At 53.9% G+C, this 20,218-nt stretch carries 19 protein-coding genes; 13 read left to right on the top strand and 6 right to left on the bottom strand.

Translation table 11 applies throughout. The features are described from left to right. Positions 1–15 precede the first annotated feature (15 nt). From ACT3RU_RS15310 to ACT3RU_RS15300, 3 genes are read right to left on the bottom strand one after another with little or no spacing between them, the layout of a single operon-like run. Entirely contained in the window at positions 16–1,020 is a 1,005-nt protein-coding gene (locus ACT3RU_RS15310) for a methyltransferase (RefSeq protein ID WP_483392873.1), read from the bottom strand. Further along, positions 1,017–1,826 carry a methyltransferase domain-containing protein gene (locus ACT3RU_RS15305; protein WP_483392872.1) on the bottom strand — a complete coding sequence of 270 codons (810 nt, stop codon included), beginning with the start codon at positions 1,824–1,826 and terminating at the stop codon, positions 1,017–1,019. The genes ACT3RU_RS15310 and ACT3RU_RS15305 overlap by 4 nt, the downstream gene beginning before the upstream one ends. A gap of 44 nt (positions 1,827–1,870) precedes the next feature. Next, positions 1,871–3,379 (bottom strand): amidase, encoded by a 1,509-nt coding sequence (locus tag ACT3RU_RS15300; RefSeq protein WP_483392871.1) that lies wholly within the window; start codon positions 3,377–3,379, stop codon positions 1,871–1,873. Between the two features lie 182 nt (positions 3,380–3,561). On the opposite strand from ACT3RU_RS15300, the gene ACT3RU_RS15295 reads away from it, so the two are divergent. The 10 genes from ACT3RU_RS15295 (at position 3,562) to ACT3RU_RS15250 (ending at position 12,839) form a co-directional block, all read left to right on the top strand. Continuing rightward, positions 3,562–4,584, top strand: coding sequence for a LacI family DNA-binding transcriptional regulator (locus tag ACT3RU_RS15295; RefSeq protein ID WP_483392870.1), 1,023 nt, complete (start codon positions 3,562–3,564; stop codon positions 4,582–4,584). 24 nt (positions 4,585–4,608) lie between these two features. Further along, the gene (locus ACT3RU_RS15290; protein ID WP_483392869.1) at positions 4,609–5,577 is read left to right on the top strand and encodes a sugar kinase; all 969 of its coding nucleotides are present in this window, start codon (positions 4,609–4,611) and stop codon (positions 5,575–5,577) included. Positions 5,578–5,612: 35 nt separating this feature from the next. After that, positions 5,613–6,587, top strand: coding sequence for a 2-hydroxyacid dehydrogenase (locus ACT3RU_RS15285; RefSeq protein WP_483392868.1), 975 nt, complete (start codon positions 5,613–5,615; stop codon positions 6,585–6,587). Then, complete coding sequence (locus ACT3RU_RS15280) at positions 6,584–7,267, top strand: HAD family hydrolase (protein ID WP_483392867.1); 684 nt, start codon at positions 6,584–6,586, stop codon at positions 7,265–7,267. The genes ACT3RU_RS15285 and ACT3RU_RS15280 overlap by 4 nt, the downstream gene beginning before the upstream one ends. A 259-nt stretch (positions 7,268–7,526) precedes the next feature. Further along, on the top strand, positions 7,527–8,525 hold the full coding sequence (locus tag ACT3RU_RS15275; RefSeq protein ID WP_483392866.1) for a TRAP transporter substrate-binding protein: 999 nt from the start codon (positions 7,527–7,529) through the stop codon (positions 8,523–8,525). Continuing rightward, positions 8,525–9,067 carry a TRAP transporter small permease gene (locus tag ACT3RU_RS15270; protein WP_483392865.1) on the top strand — a complete coding sequence of 181 codons (543 nt, stop codon included), beginning with the start codon at positions 8,525–8,527 and terminating at the stop codon, positions 9,065–9,067. The genes ACT3RU_RS15275 and ACT3RU_RS15270 overlap by 1 nt, the downstream gene beginning before the upstream one ends. Beyond that, on the top strand, positions 9,064–10,338 hold the full coding sequence (locus tag ACT3RU_RS15265; RefSeq protein WP_444630029.1) for a TRAP transporter large permease: 1,275 nt from the start codon (positions 9,064–9,066) through the stop codon (positions 10,336–10,338). Before ACT3RU_RS15270 ends, ACT3RU_RS15265 begins: the two co-directional genes overlap by 4 nt. A 33-nt stretch (positions 10,339–10,371) precedes the next feature. After that, positions 10,372–11,202: a 5-dehydro-4-deoxy-D-glucuronate isomerase gene (gene kduI / locus ACT3RU_RS15260; protein ID WP_483392864.1), complete on the top strand. Its 831-nt coding sequence runs from the start codon at positions 10,372–10,374 to the stop codon at positions 11,200–11,202. Between the two features lie 24 nt (positions 11,203–11,226). Continuing rightward, complete coding sequence (gene kduD, locus ACT3RU_RS15255) at positions 11,227–11,979, top strand: 2-dehydro-3-deoxy-D-gluconate 5-dehydrogenase KduD (protein WP_483392863.1); 753 nt, start codon at positions 11,227–11,229, stop codon at positions 11,977–11,979. A 65-nt stretch (positions 11,980–12,044) separates the two neighbouring features. After that, the gene (locus ACT3RU_RS15250) at positions 12,045–12,839 is read left to right on the top strand and encodes an IclR family transcriptional regulator (protein ID WP_483392862.1); all 795 of its coding nucleotides are present in this window, start codon (positions 12,045–12,047) and stop codon (positions 12,837–12,839) included. 202 nt (positions 12,840–13,041) lie between these two features. On the opposite strand, the gene uxuA is transcribed toward ACT3RU_RS15250, so the two are convergent. The 3 genes from uxuA to uxaC are packed head-to-tail and all read right to left on the bottom strand — an operon-like array spanning position 13,042 to position 17,137. Beyond that, positions 13,042–14,220, bottom strand: a complete 1,179-nt coding sequence (gene uxuA / locus ACT3RU_RS15245) for a mannonate dehydratase (protein ID WP_483392861.1) — start codon at positions 14,218–14,220, stop codon at positions 13,042–13,044. A 10-nt stretch (positions 14,221–14,230) separates the two neighbouring features. Next, positions 14,231–15,697 (bottom strand): mannitol dehydrogenase family protein, encoded by a 1,467-nt coding sequence (locus ACT3RU_RS15240; protein WP_483392884.1) that lies wholly within the window; start codon positions 15,695–15,697, stop codon positions 14,231–14,233. A 30-nt stretch (positions 15,698–15,727) separates the two neighbouring features. Beyond that, the gene (uxaC, locus tag ACT3RU_RS15235) at positions 15,728–17,137 is read right to left on the bottom strand and encodes a glucuronate isomerase (protein WP_483392860.1); all 1,410 of its coding nucleotides are present in this window, start codon (positions 17,135–17,137) and stop codon (positions 15,728–15,730) included. 252 nt (positions 17,138–17,389) lie between these two features. Between uxaC and ACT3RU_RS15230 the strand changes: the two genes are divergently transcribed. The 3 genes from ACT3RU_RS15230 to ACT3RU_RS15220 are packed head-to-tail and all read left to right on the top strand — an operon-like array spanning position 17,390 to position 20,215. Next, positions 17,390–18,388 (top strand): TRAP transporter substrate-binding protein, encoded by a 999-nt coding sequence (locus ACT3RU_RS15230; protein ID WP_483392859.1) that lies wholly within the window; start codon positions 17,390–17,392, stop codon positions 18,386–18,388. 4 nt (positions 18,389–18,392) lie between these two features. Continuing rightward, positions 18,393–18,893: a TRAP transporter small permease gene (locus tag ACT3RU_RS15225; RefSeq protein ID WP_483392858.1), complete on the top strand. Its 501-nt coding sequence runs from the start codon at positions 18,393–18,395 to the stop codon at positions 18,891–18,893. Between the two features lie 23 nt (positions 18,894–18,916). Continuing rightward, the gene (locus tag ACT3RU_RS15220; RefSeq protein ID WP_483392857.1) at positions 18,917–20,215 is read left to right on the top strand and encodes a TRAP transporter large permease; all 1,299 of its coding nucleotides are present in this window, start codon (positions 18,917–18,919) and stop codon (positions 20,213–20,215) included. The last annotated feature ends 3 nt before the right edge of the window (positions 20,216–20,218 follow it).

Here is a 20,218-nt window from a genome sequence, read left to right as displayed (position 1 = left end):
ATTCAAAAATAAACATTAACGGCCTAATCTACTCGCCACATAGACCCGAAACCGCCGATTATCAGCAAGCGTTTCAAAGCTGCCAAAAGCCTCGGTGAGAAGGTCCGGATAAGGCAAGAACACATTGGCGACCATGATGAGACGCCCACGGTTAGCAAGATGCTTAGGCGCTTGGCGAATCAAGCGTTGGCTAGGCCCGTAGCTTACGTCTCGCTCTTGATGAAACGGCGGGTTACTAATAATAAAATCGTAGGTTTCACTTTCCAATGCGCTATACACATCGCTTTGCAAAGCATGCCCATTAACCTGATTAGCCTCTAGCGTGCGATGCGTTGCCTCTACAGCAAAAGCGCTGACATCCACGGCGGTTACCGCATGGCCCCGTTTGGCAAGCCAGGCGCTAATAATGCCATCGCCACAGCCCATATCGAGAATACGTTGAGGCGTTTTAGGCAGCTCTTTTTCCAAGCTGTCCAATAGTAGCAGCGTGCCTTCATCTACCTTGCCATGACCAAAAACGCCGGGATGGCTAACCAGCGTTAAGCCCAAAGCATCAAAGCGCTGCCAAGCGTCTTCCAGGGTGTTCTCAAGCGCGATGGTGCGTGTGGCAAAGAGTGAACAGCGCCGCGCGTTATCGCGCTTGTCACACATCATCCCCCGCTCTGCGAGTACGTTAGGCACCCGTTTCACGCCACCACTGTGCTCACCGACAATCTCAATGGCCGTGCCCATGGGTAACACCCTGCATAGCCACTCAAGCCACCAAATGCCTAGCTGATGCGCTTTAGGCCAGAACAACACTATCTCGCCGTGGGTAACGGCATTTTCAGGCAGCGCGAAGGGGCTAAACGCTCTCTTATCGGCAGCTTGCCACTCGCTTAGAACCCCAAGATCCCCACTGATAGCGCCTGCAGATTGCGCGATTAACCAGGCATCAACCGGTGGCGCTACGACCATAAGTGCCGTGTAGTCATCCTGTTGACGTTCCAGCAGTTGGCAGGCAGGTGATTGGGCACTCATTGGGAAGTCTCCGGTTTAATCAACGTGTAGAGTAAATAACGACCCAGCCGCCAGTGCGGGTCTTGTTGGCAGTACTTCTTTTCAAGCGCCAGCAGCGTTTCACGCTCTCTATCGCTGGCGGGTGGCTGACGCAGGTAATCCTGAAACACGCGGATACCCGCAACGCTTGCCACTTCAAGACTGTTTTCCGCCCCCCATGCCACCATCTCAGCGTGGGTGACCGGCGAAATAGGCGTTAAGCGCTGCCGCTTGCCCTTGCCTTCCAAACGATCACTTAGCGCCTTTTCCAGATTGCCTTTCACCGCATTGGAAAAACGCAGCGCATCGCGGTTAAACACCATCAGGCTCAACTGCCCGCCGGGCGCGAGCAGGCTTGCCAGGCTGGCCATCGCTGAGCGCGGGTCGCCCAACCACTCAAGCACCGCATGGCAGGTAATCAATGGCCAAGGGCCCGGCGCTTGCTGGCGTAAATCCTGAAGCGGGGCATGCACGTAGGTCATCGCCTCGCCAGGCAGTCGCTTGGCTTCAAGGTGCCAATGTTTGGCATACGTAAGCATGTCCAGAGAGGGCTCAGCCATGGTGACCGGGTGCTGGCGTTCGGCAAACCACGCCGCCTGCTGGCCTAACCCGCCGCCGACATCCAACACGGGCTGCTGGGTTAGTTCAAGCATTTGCGGCAGCAAGTAATCCAGCATCGCCAAGCGCAGCTCGCCGCGAGGCGCCTGGTAAAGCGAGCGTGAAAACTTGTCGACCAGACCGTCGAAGTAGCGGTCTCCAGCGTCGGTTAATTCATAGGTTGGATACATGCATAAGGCCAAGCGGCATAGTAAAGCCGCGTAGTTTACCCTGCCTAAGAGCGGAACGCTTGCAGCGGCAAGCGGTGCTGCCAGGCATCGTGCCGTTCAAATGCCGCAGCTAGCTGTAAGAGCTGTTTATCTTCACCAAACCGCCCGACTATTTGCACACCCACCGGTAGGCCGTTGGCGGCAACATGCAAAGGCACTGACATGGCGGGCTGGCCGGTCAGATTGGCTAATTGGGTGAACGGCGTGCGGCCAAGGGCATCCACCGCCAGCCTCTTTAATAAGCCAGCCTTTAGCGCCAGCGATGATGCCCCGGGAATGGCCAACACAGACATTAAGCGTTCGCGTGCCGCTGTTGGATAGAGCTCGCCAATTTCAGGCGCGGTATCTGCGCTTACCGGCATCACCAACGCATCAAAGCGTTGATGAAAACGGCTCATTTGTTCAGCGACCACGTGCCAATGGCGTTTCGCCAGCTCGTAATCCTGCGCTAATAGTTTGCTTCCTAATCGGCCGATGGCACGTGTAGAGGGCTCAATCGCCAAGCGATGAGTGGGCACGCCGGTTTGCTGGCTAATCCAGCGAAGGTCCGCTGCCAAGTGGCCAAGATAAAGCGTCAGGTAGCTATCTGCCAGGGCTTCACCGTCCACCGGCGGATCGCACCACTCCACCTCATGGCCCATTTCCGTTAGCGCAACGGCGGCTTTATTAACCGCTGTTTTTACTTCCGAGTTTAACTGCGTGCCCAAGCCACGGCTTAAAGGCTCGCCCAGCGATATAGCAATGCGTAATCGCTTAGGCGAGGACGCTAATGCCGTTACGAAGCCCGTTTCAGCGCGTACCGGGTACGGGCCGGAAGGCGCCATACCGTTTACCTGTTCCAACAGCGCCGCACTATCTCGCACACTGCGCGTCAACGCGTGCTCAATGACCGCCCCCTGCCACACTTCCCCATGGCTTGAGTCAAGCGGCATCCGCCCACGCGTAGGTTTAAAGCCAAAAAGCCCACAGTAGCTGGCAGGAATACGGATGGAGCCACCACCGTCCCCGGCCAACGCCAACGGCACAATTCCGCTAGCTACTGCCACGGCCGCACCGCCGCTGGAGCCACCAGGTGAATACCCTTCCCGCCATGGGTTAACAGGATGCGGAAAGGCTTTAGGCTCGGTAATCCCCATCAACCCCAACTCAGGCGTGGCCGTTTGCCCAATAATGACCAAGCCCGCGGCTTTCGAGCGCTGGATAATCGGCGAATCCTCTTTAGGGCGCCACTGAGTTAACGCAGCACATCCCGAGGCCAAGGGTTCACCGGCCAACCCCATCAACAGATCTTTACTCAAGGTGGGCACTCCACCAAAGAGCGCGCCATCGGCGATCTCCTCGCTCTCATGCCGGGCTTTCTCAAACCGCGTTCTGACGATCGCATGCAGGGCAGGATTTATCGCTTCAATCGCCTTGAAGGCAGCCTCCAGAACGTCTGCGCGACTCACCTCTCGGCGGCAGATCAGTTCGGCAAGGCCGGTGGCATCATATTGCCGGTACTCATGGGGCTGCATTGCGTTCGCCTATAATGCTTTTCTCTACAGCCTAGCAGAGGCCGTCAGATTAATTTTTCTTAACCATGTATTTTCACCTACCCTTCCACTGGGCCTTAAGGCGTATTGCCTTTAAACCCAAAATTCACTATGTTGGAGCCAATTGGGAACGTTCCCATTTTACTGTTTAATGGATAGCCAACATGCCCCCTGCCTCTGTGCGCGCCACACTTATTGAAGTCGCTAAACTGGCGGGCACGTCTAAAACCAGCGTATCGCGCTTTTTCGGCCCAGAGCGCGAACGGCTAACGCCCAGCCTTCAAGCGCGCATTGCCAACGCCGCCACGACGCTGGGCTACCAGCCTAATTTAATGGCACGCGGTCTCAAGGGAGGCGGCTCGCGCCTACTGGGCGTACTGGTGGCCGATATCCGCAATCCGTTCTCAGTGGCGGTTGTCCACGGCATAGAGCAAGCGGCTCGGGCTCACGGTTATTCATTAATCGTCTGTAATACCGATAACGATCCTGAACGAGAACAACAGCACCTGAGCCTGCTGAAGTCTTATCAGGTAGAAGGCTTGATGATTAATGCTGCCGGGCAGCCTGAAGCGCAGTTACAGGCACTCATGCATAGCGGCGTCCCCCTCGTGCTACTTGACCGCGAGGTTCACCAACTTGACGTTGATGTGATCGGGCTTGATAACGCGCTAGCGATTGATATGGCACTGGATCATCTCGTGCAACAGGGGTATCGCTCCCTTCTCTATGTCAGTGAGTCGCCTGCACATGCCAGTACCCGCCAGGAACGGCTACAGCGCTTTAATCAGCAAGCAGAGAGCTTAGGCATAAAAAGTCAGACGCTGATACTGGGCAATTCAGCGCCTCACTTTGAAGCGTTAACTGTCTTTACCCAGCACTCTGCATCATCTCCAGGCGCTGTTTTATGCGCTAACGGCAACGTCACGCTCGCCATGACACGCAGCTTTCAACAGCTGGGCATCCCTTTGGGCCTTACCGGTTTAATGGGAATTGACGAACTAGATTGGTGTGAGCTGATAACGCCAGGCATCACCACCCTGGCCCAGCCTACCGATGATATCGGTCACGCTGCCGTCAGTTGCCTGCTCAACCAGCTTAACGGCTCAGCGCCAACATCGCCCGTGCGCTACCGCCACGCCCCGCGCTTACAAGTGCGCGGCAGTACAACGCTTAAGCCAAATCTTTAACACACTTAAAAAGAGAATATCCTGATGGCAAATACAACGTCCTCCTCCCCTCGGATACTGACTTTTGGCGAAGCCATGGCCATGCTGGTGGCTAATACACCGGGTGATCTAGCAGAAGTCGAAAGCTTTCATCGCCGTTTAGCAGGCGCCGACAATAATGTCGCCATCGGCCTCTCGCGCCTGGGTTTTCACGTTGGCTGGTTGAGCCGAGTGGGCACCGACAGCCAGGGCCGGTTTATTCAGCAGTCTTTAAAAGCTGAAGGGGTTGACGACCGATATATTCAGCTTGATGCGCAACACCCCACCGGGCTGATGTTCAAAGAGCGCGCAGAAAACGGTGCCGACCCACGGGTTGAGTACTTCAGGCGCGGCAGTGCCGCCAGCCACTTAAGCATTGAAGATGCCGCTTCCATCGATTTTCAGTCGCTCACTCATCTGCATGCTACCGGCATTACCCCCGCGCTTTCTAAAAGCGCCCTGGAATTAACCCGCCACTTGATGCAGCAGGCACGCCAAAGCGGCGCCAGCATTTCCTTCGACCCCAATTTACGCCCGTCACTTTGGCCCAACGAAGCTGTCATGCGTGATACCTTAAATGAGCTGGCAAGCCTTGCTGACTGGGTGCTACCGGGACTTTCCGAAGGGCGGCTTTTGACCGGCTGCGAATCGCCCGAAGCGATTGCCGACTTCTACCTTGAGCGCGGTGCCAAGGCCGTTATCATCAAGCTGGGGCCAGAGGGCAGCTATTATCGCGGCACGCTGGGAGGCTCTTTGGAAAGCATCAACGTGCCCGGCCAGCCGGTCGCCAACGTTGTTGATACCGTAGGGGCTGGCGATGGCTTCGCGGTCGGTGCGATCAGCGCACTGCTGGATGGCCTAACTGCTCGTGATGCGCTTAAACGTGGCAACCTGGTAGGCGCCCAGGCCGTACAAGTCGTCGGTGATATGGAAGGTTTGCCCACCAGGGACAAGCTGGAACAACTTGAGCACTAAGGTCACATGTAACAATCACAACACGAGGAGATGGCATGAAAAAAAGTATCATTGTGACAGGACGACTTGGCGATCCACTAAAAGAAACGCTAGCGCAACACTTTGAGCTTATTGAGCACTCAGGGCCACTTGATCCCACTCAGCAAGATGTGCTCGACATGCTATCGAAGGCGCACGGCATTATCGGCTCAGGACTGCCCATCACACCTGAATTACTGGATGCGGCGCCCGCGCTTGAAGTTATTTCGACAATTTCGGTGGGTTACGACAGCATCCCCGTGGATGAGTTAACCAAGCGTGGCATTATGCTGTGCAATACACCTGATGTGCTCACTGAAACGACCGCTGATACCGGTTTTGCGCTGGTGATGGCCTCAGCACGCCGGGTAACAGAGCTTGCCGAATGGGTGAAGGCGGGCAACTGGAAAGCCAGCCTTGGCCCTGATCACTTTGGTAACGACGTACACGGAAAAACGCTGGGCATGATAGGTTTTGGACGCATCGGCCAAGCGGTTGCCCGGCGCGGTGCGCTCGGTTTTGGTATGTCGATACTCTACTCCAATGCATCTCCCAAACCTGAACGCGAAGCAGAGCTAGGTGCCAAGCGCTGTGAGCTTAACGAACTTCTGGCCGAGGCAGACTTTGTCTGTGTGACCGTCCCGCTAACCGCAGAGACCAAGCACCTAATCGGTGCCGACGAGTTTGCACGCATGAAGTCCTCAGGTATTTTCATCAACATTGCCCGCGGTAAAGTCGTCGATGAATCAGCGCTAATTGACGCACTTGAGAAAGGCACCATTAAAGCAGCGGGTTTGGATGTCTTCGAGCAGGAACCGCTGCCAGCCACCTCCCCTCTACTTAACATGACCAACGTCGTTGCCCTGCCCCATATTGGGTCCGCAACACATGAAACTCGCCAGGCAATGGCTCAGCGCGCCGTGGATAATATTCGCTTGGCCCTACAGGGCAAGCCTCCCATTAACCTGGTTAACGAGGACGTACGCCAATGAGCCCTGCGATGCCCAGCGCAACGACCCCCGCTTACTGCCTACTGTTTGACTGCGATGGCACGCTGGTAGACAGCGAAGTACTCCTTGCAGAGGTAATGGGCGACATTCTTCCGGAGTTCGGCCTACCGTTCTCTGCGCGTCAGTATATGGAAGAGTTTCGCGGGGTACGCTTTCAAACGATAGTCAATACGTTAGAAGCGCGTTTTCAGCCCCTCACAGAAGACCAAGCGGCGACGCTTGAAGCCGGTATGCGGACACGCATGGAAGCCCGCATGCGCGCAGAGCTTGAACCCATCGCTGGCATTCCAGATGCGCTTGAACAATTAAGCAGCTACGCCAAAGCCGTGGTATCTAACGGCCCCGAGCGAAAAATCCGCTGTGCCATGGAAAGCACCGGTTTAGGCCACCATTTTAAAGGGAATTTATTCAGTGCTTATACCCTGAACGTCTGGAAACCCGACCCCGAGCTTTACCGCAAGGCGGCGGCGGCAATGGGCTACGCGCCCGAGCAGTGTATTGTGATCGACGATGCGGCCGTAGGCGTAGAAGCCGGGTTGGCTGCAGGTATGCACGTTATCCATATTAACCACTTCCCTGATGAAGAGAGCACACCCGAAGGCGCCGTTGGCATTCAGCATGCCAATGAACTGCCAGCAGCTATCGCGCGCTTAAATCTTTAATGGAAGTAGCATAGCCCCCCCTCCTTTCCCATCATTCATGCTACCGCTAGGCATATTTACTCCACCTAGCGGCGCGATTACCTGTCTACTTACTTAGCCTTCTTTTTTATATCAAGACCATGGTCGCATAGCTCAAACATTGACCTGTGCAGGAATGGCGCTAAGCTTGGTCATGACTCAAATATAAAAATACATTTTATACTTGAGTCATGACGACTATGGCATAAAAAAAACATCAAAATAAAACGGAGAGCCTTCCATGCGCCTAACCCACCTGATGATGGCCAGCCTTGCTATCGGCTTCACGACATCTCTGCAAGCTGCTGACTTCACATTCAAATACGCTCATTCTCAAACCGATGATGCCCCGCGATCTGAGTCCATGCGTTACTTCAAAGAAGCACTTGAAGAGCGCAGTGATGGGCGTATCGCGGTAGAACTCTATTTCAATGGCACGCTAGGGAAAGAGGAAGACGTACTTCAACAAGTCCAGATGGGGCTTATTCAAGGCTATCGCGGTGGCTTGTTTGCTCAAGCTAACCCCGCCTACCTGATCTATACCATGCCGTTTCTGTTCACCACGCCGGAACAGGCCATTGACGTTATGGAAGGCGAGCTGGGCCAAGTCATTAATGAAGGCGCACATGCAAATCAGCTGCATATACCGGTGACCGGAGTTGCAGGCGGCATGCGCCAGTTAACCAACAACGTTCGCGCCGTTAATCAAGTTGATGACCTCCGTGGTTTGAAAATTCGTACCCCGCCGCTGGCTCCCACGTTGCTGGCGTTTGAAGCGTTAGGAGCTTCCCCACAGCAAGTGCCTTATACCGAAACCTATATGGCAATGCGCACAGGCGTAGTCGATGGTCAGGAAAATCCGCCCTCCAATATCGCTGATATGAAATTCCATGAAGCTCAGGAGTACATGTCATTACTGAACTGGCAAATCCATCCTGACCCCTTCTTTATCAGCGCTCAGTGGTACGACCAGTTACCTGAAGATCTGCAATCAATCGTTGACGACGTGGCTCAGGAGACGATGACGCGCTCCAACGAAATTTGGCTAGCCTCCGAAGCCAACTACCTCGACACACTTGGCGAGCACATGAGCATTAATGATATCGCCGACGAACACCGCCAAGGTTTTGTGGATGCCGTCGTTCCTGTTTGGGAGCACTTTGTTGAACGTGGTGACTTTAGCCAGGAGCAGTTAGAGCAAGTACTCACGCTGACCGATCAAGCCGAGGTATTGGAGTAATGAACCCTCCTCCACTGGCGCAACCGATGGCGGAAGATACCGTTTTGATGCGGGTAATGCGCCGCTTCGCTAGCCTATTGGAAAATCTTATTGCCGCATTAATTGCGGCGGTTTTCCTGCTCTGCTTGACACTGGTGATATTTCGCTACGTATTCAGCATTGGCTTTGCCGGTGCTGAAGAGGTGATGCGCTTTCTATTTGTGTATTCCACCGCAATGGGGGCATCGGTCGCCATTTTGCGCGGCGAGCATATCCGTATCAGCGTGCTTGTGGATGCGCTGCCTACGTCAATAGCCGTCTGGCTCAACCGCTTACGCCATATACTCGTGATGGTATTCAATGGCTATTTGGCATGGCTCAGCATTAGCTGGATTGGGCAAGTGGGTCGCTTCCGCTCCGCCGTGTTGGATGTACCTAACTGGATCGTACAAATCAGCGTCCCGGTTGGCGCTCTTCTGGTCATTCTATTTTCCCTTGCTGTGTTAGTGGGTGGAGAGCGCCCTTCCGCTCAACGTGATGATGCACAGGAGGGCCAGGCATGATCTTACTGCTAGTTAGCCTAATAGTGCTTCTACTGATAGGAGTGCCCATCGCCTATTCGCTAGGGCTTTCGGGGTTGGTCTATTTTTTGATCATGCAACCAGGCTTGATTGGCGTGCTGCCCCAGCGGGTGCTGTCCGGAATGGATTTGTACACCATGATTGCCCTGCCGTTGTTTATTTTGATGGGATTGGTGATGAACGCTTCAGGCATTACCTCTCGCTTAATCGACTTCTGTTTGATGTTGGTAGGTCGTTTCCCTGGTGGTTTGGGACACGTCAATATCTCAACATCGATGATTTTTGGGGGCATATCAGGCTCTTCTGTGTCTGATACGGCCTCGGTGGGTTCCTCCATGATTCCGGAGATGGCACGCAAAGGATACAGCGTCGAAACCGCCAGCGGTATTACCGTGGCCTCCTCCACCATGGGAATGATCATTCCACCCAGTGTACCCATGGTAATTTTCGCCGTTACCGCTCAGCAGTCTATCGGCACCATGTTTATGGCGAGCCTTGTACCTGGTTTACTGATTGGCTTGCTGATGATGGGCATTATTGCGCTAATGGCCGGTCGCCAAGGCTACCCTCGTGCCCACACAGGATTAACCTCTCAACAGCGCCGTCAGGTAATTCAACGTGCGGTACTCGCCCTATTAATTCCCCTGTTTGTCGTGGGTGCGGTGGTCGGTGGTGTCGCGACAGCCACTGAATCTGCCGCGTTAGGCGTGGGCTATGCGCTTTTTCTAGCATTGGTAGTCTTTAAAAGCCTCAAGCTGCGTGAACTGCCTGCACTATTTCGCTCTGCCGTCATGACCAGCGCCACAGTGATGATCATTATCGCCATGAGCCAGCTATACGTGTGGATTCTCTCGATGGAGCAGATTCCCCAACTATTGGCAGGCTTTTTAGGCGGGCTGGATCTTACCCCGATTTTACTCCTGCTGGTCATTGCTGCTGCCGTGCTACTGATCGGCACCTTTATTGATGTAACCCCCGCGATTTTGCTGATTACCCCAGTGGTGCTGCCGGTACTTGCCCTGGCCAATATTTCCCCCGTGCAGTTTGGCGTATTGCTGATTAGTGGCTTGGCTATTGGCTTGGTCACGCCACCGGTAGGCATGTGTCTGAACGTATGTTCATCCATTACCGGCCTCTCGATTGGACGTATTTTCCGTGGCGCTTTGCCGTTTCTCCTCGCAAACCTTCTGGTGATGCTGCTGGTAATAGCTTTTCCGATCATCACCCTTTGGCCGCTCACACTATTCTCGTGAGCCCATTTACTTTCATCATTTAAGGAAACTCATATGGATATTCGCCAAGCGCTTCATAGCGATCATTTTAAAACCCTCGATACCCAAGGCTTGCGTGACAAAATGCTGGTTACCGAGATTATGGTGCCTGGCCAACTGTCGCTAACCTACAGCCATGTTGACCGCATTATTGTTGGTGGCGCAGTACCCACTGATTCGCCGCTCACCCTGAGCGGTGGCAAAGAACTTGGCGTTGACTATTTTCTAGAGCGGCGGGAAATGGGCGTTATTAACATTGGTGCGCCCGGACGCATTACTGTCGACGGTGAAACGGTCGAGCTCGGCACCCACCACGGCCTGTATATTCCCAAAGAGAGCCGTGAAGTCAGCTTTGAGAGCCTTGATGCGAGCAAGCCTGCGCGCTTTTATATCAACTCAACGCCTGCCCATGTACGTTACCAGCTACGCCATATCCGCCCGGAAGATGCCTCACCCACCACCCTTGGTGACCCTGAAACCGGCAATGTGCGTACCATCAATAAGTACCTGCATACCGATGTATTAGACACCTGCCAGCTATCCATGGGGCTAACCCAGTTAGAGCCCGGCAGTATGTGGAACACCATGCCCTGCCATACTCACGAACGACGCATGGAAGTGTACTTCTACTTTGACTTGAGTGAAGACGATGTGGTGTTCCACCTATGTGGCGAACCTCAAGAAACCCGTCATATCGTAGTTGCCAACGAACAAGCCGTGATTCACCCAAGTTGGTCGATTCACTGCGGGTTCGGTACCCGCCGTTACACCTTTATTTGGGGTATGTGCGGTGAAAACCTGACCTACGATGATATGGATTTTATCGCTTCTAAAGAGCTGCGCTAAACCACTACTCAGGGAGAGTGACCAATGACGCTATTTTCACTGAACGGCCAGGTTGCCATGGTGACTGGTTGCAACAAAGGGCTGGGGCAGGGAATTGCCATTGCACTGGCACAGGCGGGTGCCGATATCGTGGGGGTCAACCGCAGTCCTGCTGATGACACCCGCCAGCAGGTAGAGGCATTAGGACGTCAGTTTTACGACATTACCGCTGAGCTGGGCAGTCAAGCACCTAGTGAGATCGTCTCACAAGCGATCATGCAAGCGGGCAAGGTAGATATCCTGGTCAACAATGCGGGAATTATTCGCCGAGCGGCAGCCGTTGAGTTTTCAGAGCAAGACTGGGATGACGTCATTGACGTTAATTTGAAAGCCGCTTTTTTTCTCGCGCAACAGGTGGCCAAACATCTTATCGAGCGTGAAGCGCCGGGCAAGATCGTCAATATCGCTTCATTACTGTCGTTTCAGGGCGGCATTCGTGTGCCCTCCTACACCGCCAGCAAAAGCGGTATTCTCGGTCTAACACGTCTACTCGCTAATGAGTGGGCGGGTCATGACATCAACGTGAATGCCATCGCCCCTGGCTATATGGCTACCGATAACACCCAAGCATTGCGCGACGACCCCCAGCGCCACGCTGAAATTCTTGGCCGAATCCCCGCTGGACGCTGGGGCACGCCCGAAGACTTAGCCGGTGCTGTGATATTCTTATGCTCCGATGCCGCCCGCTATGTACATGGGCATACCCTGGCAGTAGACGGCGGCTGGCTGGCACGCTAACCAAGCATTTTGGTTAATTAACATTACCATCAACGAGCGATTGGCAATTACGTAAGGAAGCTTGAATGAAGGAGAAGGCTGAAACGCAGTACCACGCCCCTGCCTTAGAAAAAGGGTTGGATATTTTGGAGCTGCTTGCTCAGTCTTCCCAGCCGTTAAGCACCCAAGCGATCGCCGAGCAGATCGGCCGTAAAACCAATGAGATGTACCGCATGCTGATGGTGCTGCGGGATCGCGGCTACGTCAGCATGGATGATAGCGGTAGCCGCTATCAGCTAACCCTAAAGATATTCGAAATGGCCCACCGCTTCCCTCCCACCAAGCGGTTAGTGCAGGCTGCGCTGCCACGCATGGAGGAGCTGTGCCATGAAATTTCCCAGTCATGTCATCTTAGTGTTGCACGTCCTGGCCATCTATTAGTTGTGGCTCAGTATGAAAACCCCGACAAGATGGGTTTTAGTCTCCGTTTAGGAGCCAAAATAGATATTTGCGGCTCCGGTTCAGGAGCCGTTATGCTGGCCTTTTTGGATGAGCCACGGCGGGCACGGGTACTGGCTGCCAGCGATGCCACGGTAGAGGAAGTGGTTAGAACACGTGCTCTATTTGACCCGATCCGTCAGCAGGGTTACCACATTGGCCCCAGCCCTCAGGTTCAAGGGCTAACCAACATCAGCTTTCCTGTCTTTGGCGTTCATGAGGTGATTGAAGCCGTTATCACCATCCCTTACCTCACGCTGATTCCAGAAGCGATGCACCGGGAAGTTCCCAGCATCGACCGCTGCCGTGAACAGTTAGGAGAACTAGCAAACGCCCTGACAATGGCTATTGGCGGGCGCCTACCAAAAGATACAACGAGCTAGAAGCAGGTAGTCAAATGCTCTTTAACGTTTAAGTCATTATCGACTAACGCATGCCGCTAGGGTTGGGGCTACTACTATTGGTAGCGGGCCTTTCCGCCACTATGTCGAGCGCCCTGCTGGGTCGTTACAAAAAAGCCCCGCTGACCCATTAAGTCAGCGGGGCTTTTTGTCCTTATAACGATTTTGTGCTGATGGCGATGGCTTATCCGGCAGTTAGCTGGCGCACGGCGAGCTCCACGCCGCGTAGCTCAGCGAGCCCGCGCATACGGCCATAAAGCGGGTAGCCCGGCGCAGTTTTACGCTGTTGATCGTCGAGAATATGGTGGCCATGGTCGGGGCGTAATGGCAAACGCGCCCCGCCCTCTTTTTCACGGCGACGCTCCTCTTCGACCAGTGCCTGAATAACGCCGACCATATCAACGTTACCTTCCAGGTGCGGTGCTTCGTGGAACGAGCGCGGGTCCGCTTCGCGCTGTGTGGCACGCAGGTGGATAAAATGAATATGCGAGGCAAAGTGGCGGGCCATGGCAACCAGGTCGTTGTCTTCACGAACACCATAAGAGCCGGTGCAAAACGTTAGGCCATTGGCCGAGCTGGGCATATGATCCACAATCCACTGCGCATCCTCATGAGTTGACACCACACGCGGCAAGCCCAGAAGCGGCCGGGGTGGATCATCAGGGTGAATCGCCATACGGATGCCGACTTCTTCAGCCACCGGAATAATCGCCTGTAAAAAGTAGCCAAGATTTTCGCGCAGCTTTTCAGCATCAATCTCGGCATACTCCGCCAGTACATTGCGAAACTGTTCCAGCGTATAGTGCTCTTCCGCCCCAGGCAGCCCGGCGATCAGTGTCGTCACCAGCTTGTCGCGGGCGGTCTGATCAAGCGTCTCAAGGTAGCGTTGGGCCATACGCTTATCCGCTTCGCTATACTCAGCCTCGGCCCCTGGCCGCTTAAGAATATAGAGATCAAACGCCGCAAACGCGGTGTGATCAAAGCGCAGCGCCAGCGCACCATCCGGCAGTACATGAACAAGATCTGTTCGCGTCCAGTCGAGCACCGGCATAAAGTTGTAACAAACGGTGTCGATACCGCAAGCTGCCAAATTACGTAGCGTTTGGCAGTACGTTTCAATTAACGCACCGCGCTCGGGCAGGCCCTGCTTTATCGCTTCATGGACCGGCACACTTTCAACCACCGACCAGCGAAGCCCGGCGGTCTCAATCAGCTTCTTGCGCGCTTGAATAGCCTCGACCGGCCACACTTGGTGATTAGGTATTTCATGCAGTGCCGTCACAATGCCGGTCGCACCGGCCTGGCGAATTTCTTCAAGACGTATCGCATCGTTAGGGCCGAACCAGCGCCAGGTATGCTCCATAAATAACTCCCTATCCTTCGATGCCTAGCGCTGCTAACGCGGCATTTAACCCATCTTGCGTTAAGGCGCGATAGGCCGCTACTACGTCGTCGACAAACGGCTGATGTGTCGCCAACGCGGGCGGTACCACTTCGTCCATGGCTAAAAATGCGTTTACCAACGCGACCGGCTGGCCACCGTGAGTCTGATGTAGCTCAGCAAACTGTTTTGCCATGGGATCATCAACGGTATAAAGCTTGCCGTTTAGCTCCTGGCCATCGGTATAACGAATCCACCCAGCCATTCCTAATGCAGTGCAAGGCGATGCCTGACCCGCTTGAATACGCTCAAGAGCGCCACTCAGCCAGCGCTGGGGCAACTTCTGGCTGCCGTCCATGGCGATCTGCTGCAAACGGTGGCGCAAGCTGTCATTGGTAAAGCGAGAAAGTAGCGAATCAGCGTACACCGCAAGGTCAGTGCCTTCGGGCATATTAAGCGTCGGTGCGGCTTCTTCCAGCATGTAGCGGCGCAACAGCGCGCGCAGTGCCGGTTGGTTGATGCCGTCATACACCGTTTCAACGCCTTCCAAAGCACCCAGATAGGCCAGCAGAGAGTGGCTACCGTTCAGCATTCGCAGCTTCATGGTTTCAAACGGGGCAACATCGGCGACCATTTCTACGCCGTCGGCCTCCCAGCTTGGCCGTCCGGAGGGGAAGTTATCCTCTACCACCCACTGCGAGAATGCCTCACCCACCACGGCATTAGGATCAGCAACGCCCAAGGCAGCCAAGCGCTCAAAGTCAGCGTCGGTCATCGCAGGCACAATGCGGTCGACCATGGAGCTTGGAAACGCCACTTCGGCATCAATCCACTCGGCAAGTTCGGCGCTGCGCTGCTGGGCAAGCTTAACCACGGCTTTACGAGTACGCTGACCGTTGTGTGGCATGTTATCGCACGAAAGCACGGTAAACGGCGGCACGCCCGCGGCGTGCCGCCGAGCCAGCGCTTCAACCAGTAAGCCAGGAGCGGTCCGCGGCTCGCCAGGTGAGGCGATATCGCCCGCTACCATGGGGTCATCCAGGCGCAGCTCGCCACTGGCCGGATTCAGGAAATACCCTTTTTCCGTCACGGTCAGCGTGACAATACGCGTCGCTGGCGCCGCCAGCCGCTCAAGCAGCGCGTCTCTATCCCGCCCCCAGTTGCCCGACGCATCGCGGCCGGAAAACAGCGTTTCTTCAATCACGCCGATCTCGCGTAGCGTCAGCGTCTGGCTGTCGGCATATTCCGCCACCTGATAGCGGTAACCCGCCTTGCGCAGGCTATCTACCAGGTCAACACTCGAGCGTAAATTGGCGCTACATACGCCCCACTCGCCATCGCCTGTGCGCTGGCGATAGCGCTCAAGATAAACCGCTTGGTGAGCACGGTGAAATGCGCCCAAGCCAAGATGGACAATGCTGATATGGCCGCTGGATTGGCTAGCTTCGATGGTTTGCATGTTCAATGCAGTATTCTCCTTGGCGAGTTATTACACGTCGACATCGAAATAGCGCCGTGCATTATAGAAGCTGATATTGCTAACCAATTCGCCCAGCCAACGCTCATCGCTGGGAAGCTGTCCATCTTCCACCCAGCGCCCTAACATACGGCACAAAAGACGCCTAAAGTATTCGTGGCGGGTAAAGGAGAGGAAACTTCGTGAATCCGTCAACATGCCCACAAAGTGGCTTAAAAGCCCAAGCTGGGAAAGCTGGGTCATTTGCCGCTCCATACCATCCAACTGGTCGTTGAACCACCAGCCAGAACCGAATTGAACTTTACCGGGAATGCCGCTGCCCTGAAAATTACCAGCGGTAGTGGCCAGCACTTCATTCAACAGAGGGTTCACGCAATAAAGAATCGTTTTGGGCAATTGATCATTGCGATCCAAGGCATCCAAAAGCTGATTAAGCGGCGCGGCTATGGGTCTGTCATCCATGGAGTCGAAGCCCGCATCCGCGCCTATCTCCCGCCAACCGCGAGTACTATTATTGCGTAACGGGCCCATATGGTACTGCTGTACCCAACCACGCCGATGGTATTCGCGGCCCAGAAAGACCAGCACTGCCGTCATGAATTGCGCCTGCTCGTGCTCATCAGGCAGCGTGCCATCCAGGCGGCGCTTAAGTATGCCATTTAATTCTGCATCGGTAGCCAAGGCAAACTGGACACGCTCCAAACCATGGTCGGCAATCTTGCACCCATGCGCGGTGAAGTGGTCCATCCGCTGTTCTAAAGCGCTATAGAGTGAGTTGATATCACTTATCTCTATCCCCGCTGCCTTGCCTAACTTCTCAAGATAAGAGGGATAATCAACCGCAGCCGGCTTAAATGCACGGTCAGGCCTGAAGCTTGGCAGCACTTTGACACTAAAACTTGTATCAGAGGCTATTTGCGCGTGATGGCTAAGGTCGTCAGCAGGGTCGTCCGTGGTACCCACCATGCGGACATTCATCTGCTGAAGGATACCGCGAGCGGAGAACTCAGGCTTGGACAGTAGTGAATTGCCCCGCTCCCAAATGGCGTCGGCAGTGGTAGGGGACAGAAGCTGATCGGTTATTCCAAAGGGGCGTCTAAGCTCAAGGTGAGTCCAGTGGTAAAGCGGATTACCCAAGGTATTAGGAACGGTAGCGGCCCATGCTTGAAATTTTTCGTAGTCACTGGCATCGCCGGTGCAAAAACGCTCGTCCACACCGTTCCAGCGCATGGCGCGCCACTTGTAATGGTCACCTTTTAGCCAGATTTCGGTCAGGTTCTCGAAGCGACGGTCTAGCGCGATATCTCGGGGAGACAAGTGGCAGTGGTAGTCAAAAATGGGTTGTATGCTTGCATAGCCGTGGTATAGGCGCTTTGACATCTCGCTATCGAGAAGAAAATTCTCTCCAAGGAATGCTGCCATTAAACCCTCCATTGCGATCGTTACGTCTTAGGGCAGAAAGGAACTGAGCTAGCCGCCCTTGTAAATTGGTTAGGCCAAAGAGTCCACTTGGATGCTTTCATTGTCAACCTTTCGCCCACCAACTACGACCAAAGCCTCATTTAACAAAAGGATTGGTTAGTCCAATTTAGCGACCTGTTCAAACTTGGCCCAATGACTACAACGTGCAGGCACTATTTTATTGTAGGTAGGCTTTTCAGGAGATGGGACAACATGCATAAAGGCATAATTTCAGTCTTATCGGGCGCTCTGTTCGCGCTTTCGGGCTGCTCAATGCCCTCAGAGGTGTCTTCGGGCGTTACTCAAATGAGGCTCGCTCACAACATGAGCGAGAGCCACCCTGTTCACAAATCCTTGGCATATTTTACCGAACGGGTCCGTGAAAAAAGCGGCGGAGAACTATCGTTTCAAATTTACGCCAACGGGCAGCTTGGCTCTGAACGTGAAGTTATTGAGTTAGTTCAAACCGGTGCCGTGGATGTTACAAAAGTGAGCGCCACCGCGCTTGAGAGCTTTTCTAACATCTACTCTCTGTTCAGCATTCCTTACCTCTTTGCCAACCCTGAGCACTACTATCGCGTGATGGATAGCGATATCGCTACCGATATTTACCATCAAACCGCCGACAATGGCTTTTTTGGTCTGACCTATTACGACTCTGGCATTCGTAATGTTTACACCATTGATACGCCCGTACGGACCCCAGCCGACATGCGTGGTTTGAAGCTGCGCGTTCAGCCCAGCCAAACTGCGCTGGAAATGACCCGGTTAATGGGCGGCGCACCAACGCCCATGGCATACGGAGAAGTATATACAGCGTTACAGCAAGGGGTGATTGACGGCACTGAGAATAACGAAACAGCATTGACGTCATCCAACCATGGAGAGGTAGCCAAGGAGTACTCCTATACCGCCCATGCCATCGTGCCCGATCTGTTGATTTTCAGCCAACACCGCTGGGAGAGTTTCACGCCACAGCAGCAAACATGGCTTAGAGAAGCGGCAATTGAATCCACCGCGTTTCATAAGGAACTCTGGGCAAAAGAGATCGAACAAGCGGTCACAAAAGCGCAGGAAATGGGCGTTAACTTCCATCACGACGTGGATGTGGAAGCCTTTCGTGAATCGGTTGCTCCCATGCACAAAAGAGTCGCGAAAAATCCTGTCTTGGCACCTCTTTACAAGCGCATACAAGAACTAACGGAGTCTTGAAGCCATGGTAAACACTATTAATCGCTGGCTAAGCAAAGTCATCACGGTGCTTACATCAGCAATGCTAGTTATCATGGTGCTGGTTGCACTATGGCAGGTGGTGAGCCGCTATTTGCTTAATGATCCCAGCACGTTTTCGCAGGAGTTCCTGCGCTATTCGCTTATCTGGATCACGATGATCGGCGGCGCGCTCGCCTTTCACACTAAAAAGCACATTGCGGTAGAAATGGTGACTAACCGGTTTTCTCCTGGCCTGCAGAAAACCGCTCACTTTGCCGTACTCGCCTTCCTGATCCTCTTTTCTATTATCGTCATGATTTATGGGGGCGTCTGGCTGGTCTCTTTAACCATGTCCCAGCAGACCGTCTCCCTTGGCATACCGATGGGTTATATCTACCTCTCCCTACCCACCTCAGGCGTTCTAATCCTTTGGTTTTGCATTTCAGAACTTATCAATACCAGCGCCAGAATTCCCCACGATTTCGATCAAACCTTAGACGTTTAATACACAATTAAGGCATTTGAGCCATGACAATTATTGCAGGTTTCAGTCTACTCATTTCTTTCTTTATCCTTCTATTTATCGGGGTACCAATCGCCATCAGTATGGCGGGTGCCTCCATCGTAACAATGCTACTGATTGCTCCGTTTGATGTTGCGGTATTTACCTCAGCACAAAAGATGGTGACCGGTATTGATAGCTTCACGCTACTCGCCGTTCCTTTCTTTTTGCTTACCGGCATCATTATGAACCAGGGTGGTATCGCGCTACGCTTGGTCAATGTGGCAAAACTCTTTACGGGGCGCTTACCCGGCTCGCTTGCACACACTAACATTGTCGGCAATATGTTGTTTGGCTCGCTTGCAGGCTCTTCTGTGGCCTCTGCGGCGGCGATCGGTAAGGTCATGCAACCACTGCAAGAGAAGGAAGGTTATGACCGTAAGTTCTCTGCCGCGGTTAATATTGCCTCAGCCCCCACGGGGTTAATTATCCCACCGACCGGGCTTTTCATTATTTACTCCCTGGTTAGCGGTGGCACCTCGGTGGCTGCGCTATTTTTAGCAGGCTACATCCCAGGCATACTCTGGGGAATGGCGACCATGGCGGTGGCCTACATCATTGCCAAGCAAAGAGGCTATACCACGCCACATAAAGTCCCCTTGCGCGCTGCCATGAAAGTACTGTGGGACGCCGTACCCAGCCTGTTTTTAATCATCATTATTATCGGCGGTATTACAGGTGGCATATTTACCGCCACCGAGGCGTCGGCAGTGGCCGTGCTGTATGCGTTACTGCTCTCTTTCGCCTATCGCAGCTTATCGATTCAGCAACTGCCCAGCATACTCAAGGAAACAGCAGAGCTTACCGTTGTCATCATGTTCCTTATCGGCACATCCGCCATGCTGGCGCTAGTGATGGCTTTCACGGGGATTCCAGCAGCCATTAGCGAAGGTATTCTATCGCTGACCGATAATCCCATTCTGATTCTCATATTGATCAATATTATTTTGCTATTGATTGGCACGTTTATGGACGTCACGCCGGCCATATTGATCTTTACTCCTATCTTTTTACCCGTAGTGTCGGAATTTGGCATGAGCCCTGTGCACTTTGGTGTCGTGCTCATCGTAAACTTGTGTATTGGCAACATCACGCCTCCCGGCGGCAGCGCGCTGTACGTTGGCAGCAAGGTAGGCAAAGTCAAAATGGAAGAAGTGATTAGACCTCTTCTACCGTTTTATGCGGCAGTCATCGCGGTTCTCATGCTGATAACGCTACTGCCGATTCTCAGCGAATGGCTTCCGCGCCTAGCCGGCCTCATGTAATTT

It is taken from the genome of Halomonas sp. TP35 (assembly GCF_052375975.1).
Lineage (GTDB): Bacteria > Pseudomonadota > Gammaproteobacteria > Pseudomonadales > Halomonadaceae > Vreelandella > Vreelandella citrativorans.
This window is presented reverse-complemented; position numbering and strand designations above follow the sequence as displayed.

What these genes read in the sequence shown, in the direction of transcription:
- uxuA (WP_483392861.1), bottom strand. Translation starts at nt 14,220, where the DNA reads ATGGAGCATACCTGGCGCTGGTTCGGCCCTAACGATGCGATACGTCTT.
- ACT3RU_RS15275 (WP_483392866.1), top strand. Translation starts at nt 7,527, where the DNA reads ATGCGCCTAACCCACCTGATGATGGCCAGCCTTGCTATCGGCTTCACG.
- kduD (WP_483392863.1), top strand. Translation starts at nt 11,227, where the DNA reads ATGACGCTATTTTCACTGAACGGCCAGGTTGCCATGGTGACTGGTTGC.
- ACT3RU_RS15290 (WP_483392869.1), top strand. Translation starts at nt 4,609, where the DNA reads ATGGCAAATACAACGTCCTCCTCCCCTCGGATACTGACTTTTGGCGAA.
- ACT3RU_RS15240 (WP_483392884.1), bottom strand. Translation starts at nt 15,697, where the DNA reads ATGCAAACCATCGAAGCTAGCCAATCCAGCGGCCATATCAGCATTGTC.
- ACT3RU_RS15285 (WP_483392868.1), top strand. Translation starts at nt 5,613, where the DNA reads ATGAAAAAAAGTATCATTGTGACAGGACGACTTGGCGATCCACTAAAA.
- uxaC (WP_483392860.1), bottom strand. Translation starts at nt 17,137, where the DNA reads ATGGCAGCATTCCTTGGAGAGAATTTTCTTCTCGATAGCGAGATGTCA.
- ACT3RU_RS15310 (WP_483392873.1), bottom strand. Translation starts at nt 1,020, where the DNA reads ATGAGTGCCCAATCACCTGCCTGCCAACTGCTGGAACGTCAACAGGAT.
- ACT3RU_RS15220 (WP_483392857.1), top strand. Translation starts at nt 18,917, where the DNA reads ATGACAATTATTGCAGGTTTCAGTCTACTCATTTCTTTCTTTATCCTT.
- ACT3RU_RS15305 (WP_483392872.1), bottom strand. Translation starts at nt 1,826, where the DNA reads ATGTATCCAACCTATGAATTAACCGACGCTGGAGACCGCTACTTCGAC.
- ACT3RU_RS15280 (WP_483392867.1), top strand. Translation starts at nt 6,584, where the DNA reads ATGAGCCCTGCGATGCCCAGCGCAACGACCCCCGCTTACTGCCTACTG.
- ACT3RU_RS15265 (WP_444630029.1), top strand. Translation starts at nt 9,064, where the DNA reads ATGATCTTACTGCTAGTTAGCCTAATAGTGCTTCTACTGATAGGAGTG.
- ACT3RU_RS15270 (WP_483392865.1), top strand. Translation starts at nt 8,525, where the DNA reads ATGAACCCTCCTCCACTGGCGCAACCGATGGCGGAAGATACCGTTTTG.
- kduI (WP_483392864.1), top strand. Translation starts at nt 10,372, where the DNA reads ATGGATATTCGCCAAGCGCTTCATAGCGATCATTTTAAAACCCTCGAT.
- ACT3RU_RS15230 (WP_483392859.1), top strand. Translation starts at nt 17,390, where the DNA reads ATGCATAAAGGCATAATTTCAGTCTTATCGGGCGCTCTGTTCGCGCTT.
- ACT3RU_RS15300 (WP_483392871.1), bottom strand. Translation starts at nt 3,379, where the DNA reads ATGCAGCCCCATGAGTACCGGCAATATGATGCCACCGGCCTTGCCGAA.
- ACT3RU_RS15225 (WP_483392858.1), top strand. Translation starts at nt 18,393, where the DNA reads ATGGTAAACACTATTAATCGCTGGCTAAGCAAAGTCATCACGGTGCTT.
- ACT3RU_RS15295 (WP_483392870.1), top strand. Translation starts at nt 3,562, where the DNA reads ATGCCCCCTGCCTCTGTGCGCGCCACACTTATTGAAGTCGCTAAACTG.
- ACT3RU_RS15250 (WP_483392862.1), top strand. Translation starts at nt 12,045, where the DNA reads ATGAAGGAGAAGGCTGAAACGCAGTACCACGCCCCTGCCTTAGAAAAA.